Source organism: Bacillus sp. ISL-77, from assembly GCF_018613105.1.
Genome location: NZ_JAGGQY010000103.1, coordinates 1 through 10,910, shown reverse-complemented (window position 1 = coordinate 10,910; position 10,910 = coordinate 1). Strand labels below are relative to the sequence as shown.

Sequence of the window (10,910 nt, the reverse complement as noted above, 5' to 3'; positions counted from 1 at the left end):
AACCTTCAAATTAAAAGATGTTTTACATATAGTCGGAATTCCAGAATCCTCCTACCACTATCATATTAAAATGATGAAGAAGGATAATCCAGACCAGGAGTTAGAAGAACTGATTCAATCCATTTTCGAAGAACATAACGGAAATTATGGTTATCGTCGTATTCAATTAGAATTGGAAAACCGTGGGGTTGAAGTGAATCATAAGAAGGTTCAACGCATCATGAATAAACTCGGACTCAAAGGTGATAAATTCAGATTAAAATCACGCAAATACAGTTCTTACAAGGGTACCACTGGAGCTGTTGCTAAGAACCGTATCAATCGTCGATTTCATACAAATGTGTGTCATCAAAAATTAACCACAGATATTACAGAATTCAAGTGTTCAGACAGTGTAAAACTGTACCTAAGTCCAATTATGGATATGTTCAATGGTGAAATTCTATCATATGGGATAAGTATGCGCCCAACCTTAGAATTAGCCCTCAACCCTCTTGAGGAAGCACTTGAAATTGTAAAAGATTCTAAGTATAGAACCACTGTACATTCTGATCAAGGCTGGCATTATCAACATCATAAATGGGTAGAAACACTCAAGGAATACAAGGTGTTCCAGAGTATGTCGCGGAAAGGAAACTGTTTAGATAATTCACCTATGGAGAACTTTTTTGGGTTACTAAAACAAGAAATGTATTACGGAGAAGCACTGTGTACATTTGAGGAATTAAAAAAGAGAATTGAAGAGTATATAAATTACTATAATAACAAGCGGATAAAGCAAAAATTGGCAGGCATGAGTCCGGTACAATACCGTGTCCATACCTGCCAATTAGCTGCATAAAATAAAACTCTAACTTTCGGGGGTCACCTCATAATAGGGAGTTGCCTTTTAAAAATGCTTTTGATATTTAATGAAATCTTAGTATACATTATGGCTCCCTTTTTTACAGCCAAAGTGATATTGCTATCTTTTAAAATTAGAGCTTTTTCTTTCAATTAATGTGGGGGCTAATTGTATATTAATCTTTTCTGATGAGACTTCGTTTTCAATTCGATTGAGAAGAATCTCTATGGTTGTTTTGACCATTTCTTCGATGGGTTGATGGATACTGGAAATCCCCATGATTTTAGCAAGATACGTATCATCGAAGCCAATCAAACTGATATCTTCAGGGATACGGATTCCCCTTTTTTGAGCACCTTTCAAGAATTCAAGCGCCATGATATCGTTTGCAGCGAAGACACATGTGAAATCGAGGCGGTCAGCCTGATTAAAATATGCTTCTATGTCTTGTTGTATCAAAAAATTATTTGTCGAGGTCTGTTTAACATTGATTAAACTGTTTAACTCAAAACCGTTTTCATACAAGACACTGTTATAGCCCAAATACTTCTCATCAGGAACCGTCCCGATAAACCCAAATTTTTTATGACCTGCATAGATAAAATTCTCGCCAGCAATCTTTCCAGCTTGCATGTGATCAAGACCGATACTATCTAGAGATTCTCGATTTTTCGTTATGATTACAGTTGGGATAGCAAGTTTGTTCAATCGTTGGATATTGTACTCACCATTTGGGACAAGGATAATTCCGTCTACTTGTCGGGCGATGAAATTTTGGATGCTTTCCCATTCGGTAATCGGATTGTGTTTTGAGTTGTGCAATAAAATATTGTATCCACGTTTACGCGCTTCAAGTTCTAGTGTATCAATCAATTCAACAAAATATGGGTTAAAGGTCTCGGTCACACAGACACCGATAATGTTTGAGTGGCTTCTTTTTAATGTTTGGGCAGCATTATTTGGGATAAACCCTACTTCTTCAATGACTTTGAGTACCCGTTTTGCAGCCTCTTCATTGACGCTTTTATTACCATTGATCACTCGTGATACAGTGGCTTGTGAAACATTTGCAAGTTTCGCAATTTCTTTCATCGTAAGTTTACTCATACATGGCTCCTTTCAAGCGCTGAGAAAACGTATTCTTTATATATGAATATTTCTAATTAAAGGAATTACTTTTTTTAGTATACTATATATTTCGGATTAATGAAAGCGCTTGTAAAAACTGTTGACACACATTTTTTGATGTTGTAACATGAAATCAGAAAGCGTGAATACGTTTTCACTGAATATTCTAATCTAGGGGGTTAAAAAGCAGTATGAAAAAGTTAATTTTGTTAGTTTCAGCATTAGTCTTAGCCATCTCATTAGTAGGATGTAATTCAAAACAGGCTAGCGACAAAGAAAAAATCACTGTTTGGACACAAGCCGCAGCTGATCATCCAGAAGGAAAGATGTTTGCTGACCGAGTAAAGAGCTACAATGAGGCTCATCCAGACGGACCAAAAGTCGAAATACAAAACATCACACGTGCAGGAGCTGGTTCAGGCTACATAGATAAGCTGAATGCAGCAATTACAGCAAATGAAATGCCTGATATTTTTACATTAGACGGACCTGATATTGGGGCTTACGTTGATTCAGGATTACTTGGTGAACTAGATGAATACATGAGCGAAGGATTCAAAGATGGATTCACGCAAGCGATCATCGACCAAGGAACAGTGGACGGGAAATTCTACGGAATGGGTTATTCAGACTCAGGCGTAGCCATCATGTATAACGAAGACATGATCAATGCATTACCTGAAGATGTAAAAGCATTAGTTCCTTCACTTGATCAAGACTGGACATGGGATCAATTTATTGAGTTATCAAGAAAAGTGGACGAGTTTGCAAAAACGTCGGATGATCCAGCGTTTGCAAATTATGAAGTGCCTGTAAGTTTATTACTAACAGACATTACTGCAGGTGCCTATGAATTAGGAACATACTACTTCACACCACTTCTTTGGGGAAATGATGCAAACATCGTCGCTGAAGATGGTGTAACAGTTGATGGCGTATTAAACAGTGACAAAAGTGTAGAAGCATTAACAAAGTATGCGCAATTATTTGCTAAACCAGCACTTGCTAGTGCGACAGAATCCGAAAAAACATTCCATACAGGAAAATCAGCACTATCTGTTAGCGGATTCTGGTATGTAAATGAACTTATCAATAATTATCCTGATTTAAAATTCAAAACCGTTCGTTATCCAAAAATGAGTGAAGACTTCGACGGGTTATACACACCATCAGGTTCTTGGGCATTTGTTCGTAACGGACAAGAAGAAGACGAAGAACGCATCAAGCAAATCGTTGAAGTCATGGAATGGTTAAATAACGACGAAGCAACAAAAGAATATTTCGCTAAAAACGGTTCCATTCCAACAAGAATCAATTCCGTTGACGCGATTGATACAAATACAGACAACCCATATCACAACGATGCATGGACAGTATTAAAGTATCAAGTGGAAAACACAAACAAATCTCGTCCTGTATCACCTGGATATCCTTATCTTTCTGAAACCTTTGCAAAAGACGTCATTCTAAAAATCGCTCAAAACAAAGCGACAGATGAAGCAACGATCAAGCAATATTTAGACGATGCAGCGAAGAAAATTGAATTAGAATTTGCAAAGTACAAAAAATAATCGTTTGTAAAAGTAAGAGGTGAGGCGATGACCTCACCTCTTACTCTTTTTTAAAAAGGGGTGTGAACCATGAAGAAATTTATCAAACGTTTTGTAAAAGTGAGAAATACAACCGAACACTTCAGACAAAGCGAACATTATAAAAAAAGAGATATCGTGTCCGCTTACGGATTTTTAACACCTGCTTTAATTCTTGCGATTCTCTTCATTGTCTTACCAATTATTCTAGCGTTTACGTACGGGTTTACGGATTACTATTTATTAAAACCAAACGACAAAGAATTTATTGGGCTTGAAAACTTTAAGCGAATGATGACAGATGAAGTGTTGATCCAAAGTTTCATGAACACGATTAAGTTTGTGGTGTTTGTTGTTCCTCTGCAACTATCGATAGCACTTGGACTTGCGCTCATTGTCAACAAAAAAATCAGAGGCGTAGGGTTCTTCCGTACCGCCTATTTTTCACCAGCTGTTTTATCTCTTGTTGTCATCTCAATCCTATGGACGGTCATGTTAAACCCAACATCTGGATTAATTAATGAACTCCTTGCAAATGTTGGGATTTCAAAGCAGCCTTTCCTCTCAAGTGCGTCTCAAGCAATGTATACGATCATTGCGATCTCTGCATGGTCAGGGTGTGGGTATCAAATGATGATCTTTTTAGCAGGACTTAAAAATATTGATGGAAGCCTTTATGAAGCAGCGGACATTGACGGAGCCAATGCATTCCAAAAGTTTTTATTTATTACCATTCCGTCATTAAAACCCATTCTGATGTTTTTAGTGATCACCACCACGATTCAGGCGTTTAAACTCATTGTTCAACCGATGGTTATGACAGGTGGAGGTCCGGATTACTCAACGATTACCATTTTGCAATACATTTATGAGTATGGATTCCGTCACCGAAACATTGGATATGCAAGTGCCATTACATTAGTATTCACGATTTTCTTAGTCGTTATCTCAATCATTATTAAAAAGCTATTTAGAGAGGAGAAAGCAGCATGAAAATTGTAAAGAAAACCTTGTTTTATATCTTGGCGTCTCTTATGGCATTACAATTTTTACTTCCTCTTATTTGGATGATTCTTTCTTCATTTAAAATCGATGAAGTGATTTACAAAGATATTGATACAATCTTTGCCTTTGTTCCAAGATTTTCTGATCTTTCGTTTGATTCCTATGTGGAGTTATTAGGTTTTTATAACATCTTTAAAAACGTTGGAAATAGTTTGATTTATGCATCCGTTACAGTGGTTGTAGGATTAACCATCAATTCATTGGCAGGATATGCTCTAGCAAGATTTAAATTTCCATTTAAAGATTGGATTTTAATTTTTATTATCGCTCTTATGATTGTGCCAATTGAAGCGACCATTCTTCCATTGTTTTTAGTGGTAAATGAAATGGGATTAATCAACACGATTCCAGGTTATTTGCTGCCATTTATCATCAATGTGATGAACATTTTCTTATTCAGACAACATTTCTTATCCTTCCCTGGTGAATTGATTGAATCAGGAAAAATCGATGGACTAAGTGAAGTCGGATGTTTCTTCCGAATCGTCATGCCGTCAAGCTTAAATATGTATATTACAGTTGGAATTTTAACGTTCTTAGCATCATGGAACGATTTTCTATGGCCGGTTATGGCGTTATCAAACGCAGATTTGATGCCTATTCAAGTTGCCCTTAATGCGGTTTTTGCAGACAAGTATAACATTTTCACAAGTCACATGATGGCTGCACTAACAATCGTAATGATTCCAATCGTTATTCTTTATATCATTTTCCAAAAATACATTGTGGAAGGTTCCATGCAAAGTGGAATTAAATAAAAGAGGTGCCCTATGAATCGACTACAAAAAGCAAACGACTATATCAAAGAAAACAAACATAAAACAAATAACCGACCCCTTTTTCACTTTTCATCAGAAATCGGATGGATCAATGACCCAAATGGTTTTTCATTCTACAAAGGGAAATACCAGCTCTTTTATCAGTATTACCCGTATGACATTGTATGGAATGACATGCATTGGGGTCATGCAACCACAAATGATTTTGTCAATTGGGAGTACCTTCCCGTAGCGATGGCCAATGACAAAGCGTATGATGCAAACGGATGTTTTTCTGGAAGTGCGATTGAAAAGGATGGGAAGCTCTATCTCATTTATACAGGTCATATTGATCCTAACTTAGGGTTTGATAAAGATGAATCACAAATTGCTGAACGTCAGTGTGTTGCTGTGTCAGAGGATGGTATCCATTTCGAGAAATCCAAATTAAATCCCGTGATTGGCGAAAAAGAATTGCCAGAAGGGTATCTCATTTGTGATTTCAGAGACCCTAAAGTGTTAGAGCGTGACGGGGTATACTACTGTGTATTAGCGGTAAGAAATTCGAAACGTCGTGGTGAAATCATCATGTTCCAATCAAAAGATTTACTTCAGTGGAGCTTTCATTCTTCTATTTTTCAAATGCCATTTGAAGAAAATACGTTACTAGAATGTCCAGATCTCTTCCACTTAGACGGAAAAGATATGCTAATTTTCTCAGAAATGCCTTGCGACCTTGAATTTGACGGAGAAGTAGAGAAAAAGACGTCTTATGTGATTGGACACATGGATTTTGAAAACGGAGCATTCACTCCTGAGGCAAAGGGCTTGCTAGATTATGCAACGTTTTACGCACCACAAACAACGGACGGTCAAAACGGAGAGAGACTTTTAATTGGATGGATGCATCGTTGGACAAAAGCAACACCACCAAAAGAGTACGGCTATAACGGCATGATGAGTTTACCAAGAAAGTTACACATCAAAAACAACACATTGATTCAACGAGCTTATATTAGCCATGACGATTATTTCACACCTGTTGCTGTTCATGAACATGTTTCATTAAATGAGGACTTGCACATTGAAAGCGGAAGAACAGGATATTTATCCCTATCACTATTATCTAAGAGTGAATCGTTTGTTGTTGAATTAAACAAGGAAGAAACAACAGCAACACGCGTGATTGTGGATCCATCATCCAATTCTGTTGTGATTACTTCTGATTATGGAGATAGTGAACCAATTACCATACGAGACTGTTTTAACAATGAAGAAAACACACTAGAATTATATGTGGATCTTCATTCAGTTGAAATCTTTGTGAATAAGGGCGAAAAAGTCGCAACATTTACGGCATATGAAAAAGAAAAAGGAACAAGCATTGTCCTTTCAGGAAAAGGGGCCCAATTAAAAGAAGTTCGTTATGAGGTGTTTAGTTCTTAATAAACGAAATAAAACAGCTCTGTTTAACTGAACTATAACCCGAATAATGGACACTAATTAAAAAGTACCTTTATTCGGGTTTTCCTATGTCCTCAAAAAGAAAACCCGTTTATAATAAAAGAATTATTGTGGACGGGATTTACATGAGTAAGAATTTATTTACGGAATATCAGATGAAAGAATTGGAGAAGAACCCGAACGTTTTACGTGTATCAGAACGTGCTATTTCCTATAATTCTGACTTCAAAGTAAAGGCTGTAATGGAATATAAAAGTGGAAAAATCCCTTCTCAAATTTTTATTGAAAATGGATTTAACCTTGAAGTAATAGGTAAAAATCAGCCCAAAAGATGTCTTCAAAGATGGCGTGACACCTATGAGAAGTCTGGTGAACTTGGTCTTCAATCTGAGCGCAGAGGAAAGGCAAGTAGTGGTCGACCGTCTTCAAAGGAACTATCAGTAGAAGAAAAACTCAAAAAGGCTGAAGCTAGAATCAAATTTTTAGAAGTTGAAAATGACTTCTTAAAAAAGCTAGAGGAACTAGAGAGGCAGGCGTTGAAGAAGAAACGGTTTTAACACCTTCAGAGAAATTTCAACTTATTGAACACACCATTCGTCAACACCATTTAGAGAACTTAGTCAGTTATTTATGTGAATTAGCTGAAGTTAGTAGAAGTGGATACTATGCTTGGTTAAAGGCTGCCACAGTTCGCCAACGTAATGATGTTGAGGATGAACTGGATATCGAACTAATACAGTTTATTTTTCAACAGAAAAAGGAAAAGGTCGGGGCATTACAAATCAAAATGATCTTAGAAAATGATTATTTTGTGGAAATGAATCATAAGAAAATACGAAGATTAATGCGCAAATATCAACTGATTGCTAAAGTGAGAAGGTCAAAACACGACGGAGAAACTCTCTAGTCTCTCGATTGGAGTCGTAGGTGTTTCCGGAACGGGGATTCCTGTTGTGAAACAATTACACCGATTGAGTGTGGGTGAATTAGTTCTTGTAGACGGAGATGGAGTTGAGGAAAAAATGTAGGTCGTATTTACAATTCTACTCTTAGTGATGCGGCAGAGGGTCGGCTAAAGTTCAAAACAGCATATCTGATAGGGAAAATGGTTGAGGAGGAATATTTTCAACCATTTTTTTAATATTTAATTTATTTATAAAAAAACCGTTGAAACGTTTCCAAAATAGTGATAGTATAAGTTTATGAAATCGCTTTAATATTGGAGGTAGTAGTAGTGGTGCCAAGTTTAAAAGATGTTGCAGACCTGGCAGGAGTTGGAGTTGGCACCGTTTCACGAGTCATTAACAATCATCCGAATGTAAGGACCGAAACACGGGAGAAAGTGAATGCTGCGATCAAAAAATTAAATTACATACCTAATGAAGTAGCAAGAAACTTTAAAATGCAAAAATCAAAAATGGTTGCGTTATTACTCCCTAGTGTATGGCATCCGTTTTTCTCGGAGCTGGCCTATTATATCGAAGATGAGCTTGACCGGGAAGGTTTTAAATTGATGCTCTGCAATAGTGGAGGCAGACCTGACAAAGAGCTTTATTATTTCGATATGCTTAATCAGAATAAAGTAGCAGGCATTATCGAGATTACTTACAATGACATCGAGGATAGTGTGAACACCGATATTCCTATTATTAGCATTGATCGTCATTTTGGAAAAAAAATCACATGTGTAACTTCAGATAACTATTCTGGCGGCCGCATTGCCTTAAAAGAACTTGTAAAGGCGGGAGCAAAAAAAGCGGCGTATCTTGGAATCACTAGTTCTGCCTACAGTGAGGTCGAACTTCGGAAAAAAGGATTTATCGATGAAGCAAAGGCTCAAGGGATTGAATATATCATTTATGAGGAGAATGATACTGTTTATAATGATGAGGAATATTTCGGAAATTTCTTTAAAATAAAAGAACATCGTAATGTTTCCGGCATATTTGCTAATACGGATTTACTAGCCGCCAAATATATTGATAAAGCTAAACAATATGGAATACGGCCACCAGAGGATGTAAAAGTAATTGGTTATGATGGAATTCAAGATAATATGCTGTTTCACCCGATTCTATCAACGATTCGACAGCCTGTCGAAGAAATGGCCAGAACGTCTGTGAAACTTCTCTTAAGAAAGATTGAAGGTGAACCGCTAGAGCAAGTGATTTATCGAATCCCGGTCATGTTCAGAGAAGGAGAAACGACTTGACAGTCATCATTTTTTTAACTCTCCGTTGGAAACGTTTCAATTTGGCATTGGGACAAGGTGTTTATCGTACCCGCTTTATGTAAAGTGGGAGAACAACAAAGCGTTAATATTTTTTTTAATCAAATTGGAAACGTTTCAATGTAATGCAAGAGTAAGGGATTTATCGAATCTTAGTATTACATAAACTAAATGATACTAGATTTCGGAAATTTCTTTAAAATAAAAGAACATCGTATTGTTTCCGGCATATTTACTAATACGGATCTACTAGCCGCCAAATATATTGATAAAGCTAAACAATATGGAATACGGACACCAGAGGATGTAAAAGTAATTGGTTATGATGGAATTCAAGATAATAAGCTGTTTCACCCGATTCTATCAACGATTCGACAGCCTGTCGAAGAAATGGCCAGAACGTCTGTGAAACTCCTCTTAAGAAAGATTGAAGGTGAACCGCTGGAGCAAGAGATTTATCGAATCCCGGTCATGTACAGTGAAGGAGAAACGACTTGACAGTCATCATTTTTTTAACTCTCCATTGGAAACGTTTCAATTTGGCATTGGGACAAGGTGTTTACTGTACCTGCTTTATGTAAAGTGAGAGAACAACAAAGCGTTAATATTTTTTTTAATCAAATTGGAAACGTTTCAATGTAATGAAAGAGTAAGGGATTTATCGAATCTTAGTATTATGATACTAGAAAGAGAGGTAAGGGCTTAGAAGTGGCAAGGAAGGAAAATTATGTAATCGATGCACCTATTGAAAGTTAAAAAGGATTAAAGTTAAAAAAAATCTTAAGTAATTATCAGCTCTACTTATTTCTTTTAGCCGCATTAATTTATTTTATTGTATTCCATTATGTCCCAATGTATGGAGTATTAATAGCATTTAAGGATTTTGTCGCAACAAAAGGGATTATGGGAAGTCCGTGGGTTGGATTAAAACACTTTGAGCGGTTTTTTGAATCCAATTTTGGACCCTTATCAAAAACACGCTTGGTCTCAGCGTTACTCAATTAATCATTGGTTTCCCGCTTCCGATTTTTCTTGCTCTATAATTTACGCACATCTTTAAGGAAAATGACTCATAATAGAACGTCTTAAGGGAGGTGAAGCAGCAACAGATTTGTAAACGCTTAAAATGCAATCTTCAATATTTGTCATGCTATGAAAATCGTTTTTATTAATTAAATGAATTCCTGGGGGGCTCACAATGAAAAAGAATGTAAAAACTTTATTTGTGCTAGTTTTAATCCTTGTAATGGCTTTAATGACTGCCTGTAGTAGTGCTAGTGAATCATCAAGTGAATCTAAGAATGATAACAAAGAGCAAAAAGGTGACAAAAAGTTAACTATCGGATTAACTGTAGGTACTTTGGCCAATCCTTTCTTTGTTGCCATGTCAAAAGGAGTTGAAGAAGCAGGGAAAGAATTAGGTGCAGATGTTTTTGTTGAAAGTGCTGAATATGATCTCGCAAAACAAACTTCTCAAATTGAAAACTTCATTACAAAAAAAGTAGATGTTATTTTATTAAATGCTGTTGATACAAAAGGAATTGCAGCAGCTGTTCAACAGGCAAAAGACGCTGGTATTCCTGTAATCGCTGTAGATACGAATGCTGAAGGTGGTGTCGATGCTACTGTTACATCGGATAACTATCAAGCTGGTAAACTAGCTGGAGAATATGTCATTGATCAATTAGGTGGAAAAGGAAACATTGCTATCATTGATGGACCTCCTGTTTCAGCCGTAACAGACCGTATTAAAGGGTTTGAGGAAGCTATTAAAGATTCTAAAATTAAAATAGTAGCGAAGCAAAACGGTGAAGGAAATCGTGAAAAGGCAT

At 36.6% G+C, this 10,910-nt stretch carries 12 protein-coding genes and 1 pseudogene; 12 read left to right on the top strand and 1 reads right to left on the bottom strand.

The annotated features are described in order from the left end of the window. The coding region (locus J7E77_RS29970; protein ID WP_214719240.1) for an IS3 family transposase at window positions 1-841 on the top strand (841 nt) is incomplete at its 5' end. A gap of 123 nt (window positions 842-964) precedes the next feature. Here the strand turns inward: J7E77_RS29970 and J7E77_RS29965 are convergent. After that, window positions 965-1,951: a LacI family DNA-binding transcriptional regulator gene (locus tag J7E77_RS29965; protein WP_214719238.1), complete on the bottom strand. Its 987-nt coding sequence runs from the start codon at window positions 1,949-1,951 to the stop codon at window positions 965-967. Between the two features lie 212 nt (window positions 1,952-2,163). Here J7E77_RS29965 and J7E77_RS29960 point away from each other — a divergent pair, with 212 nt between their 5' ends. The 11 genes and pseudogenes from J7E77_RS29960 to J7E77_RS29915 form a co-directional block, all read left to right on the top strand. Then, on the top strand, window positions 2,164-3,543 hold the full coding sequence (locus J7E77_RS29960; protein ID WP_214719236.1) for an ABC transporter substrate-binding protein: 1,380 nt from the start codon (window positions 2,164-2,166) through the stop codon (window positions 3,541-3,543). Window positions 3,544-3,612: 69 nt separating this feature from the next. Continuing rightward, window positions 3,613-4,554, top strand: coding sequence for a carbohydrate ABC transporter permease (locus J7E77_RS29955; protein ID WP_214719234.1), 942 nt, complete (start codon window positions 3,613-3,615; stop codon window positions 4,552-4,554). Then, window positions 4,551-5,384 carry a carbohydrate ABC transporter permease gene (locus tag J7E77_RS29950; protein ID WP_214719232.1) on the top strand — a complete coding sequence of 278 codons (834 nt, stop codon included), beginning with the start codon at window positions 4,551-4,553 and terminating at the stop codon, window positions 5,382-5,384. The genes J7E77_RS29955 and J7E77_RS29950 overlap by 4 nt, the downstream gene beginning before the upstream one ends. A 12-nt stretch (window positions 5,385-5,396) precedes the next feature. After that, window positions 5,397-6,830 carry a glycoside hydrolase family 32 protein gene (locus J7E77_RS29945; RefSeq protein ID WP_214719230.1) on the top strand — a complete coding sequence of 478 codons (1,434 nt, stop codon included), beginning with the start codon at window positions 5,397-5,399 and terminating at the stop codon, window positions 6,828-6,830. A gap of 143 nt (window positions 6,831-6,973) precedes the next feature. Then, complete coding sequence (locus J7E77_RS29940; protein WP_214719228.1) at window positions 6,974-7,405, top strand: HTH domain-containing protein; 432 nt, start codon at window positions 6,974-6,976, stop codon at window positions 7,403-7,405. Window positions 7,406-7,428: 23 nt separating this feature from the next. Further along, entirely contained in the window at window positions 7,429-7,755 is a 327-nt protein-coding gene (locus J7E77_RS31905; RefSeq protein WP_214719244.1) for an IS3 family transposase, read from the top strand. Window positions 7,756-7,762: 7 nt separating this feature from the next. After that, window positions 7,763-7,876 (top strand): hypothetical protein, encoded by a 114-nt coding sequence (locus J7E77_RS31010; RefSeq protein WP_308160861.1) that lies wholly within the window; start codon window positions 7,763-7,765, stop codon window positions 7,874-7,876. A gap of 209 nt (window positions 7,877-8,085) precedes the next feature. Then, entirely contained in the window at window positions 8,086-9,060 is a 975-nt protein-coding gene (locus J7E77_RS29925) for a LacI family DNA-binding transcriptional regulator (protein ID WP_214719242.1), read from the top strand. Between the two features lie 189 nt (window positions 9,061-9,249). After that, entirely contained in the window at window positions 9,250-9,576 is a 327-nt protein-coding gene (locus J7E77_RS29920) for a substrate-binding domain-containing protein (protein WP_214719226.1), read from the top strand. Window positions 9,577-9,855: 279 nt separating this feature from the next. Continuing rightward, window positions 9,856-10,118, top strand: a pseudogene (locus J7E77_RS31005) (sugar ABC transporter permease); the annotation flags it as partial. Window positions 10,119-10,276: 158 nt separating this feature from the next. Further along, window positions 10,277-10,910, top strand: a 634-nt coding sequence (locus J7E77_RS29915; RefSeq protein ID WP_214719219.1) for a substrate-binding domain-containing protein, incomplete at its 3' end; no start/stop codon positions are given.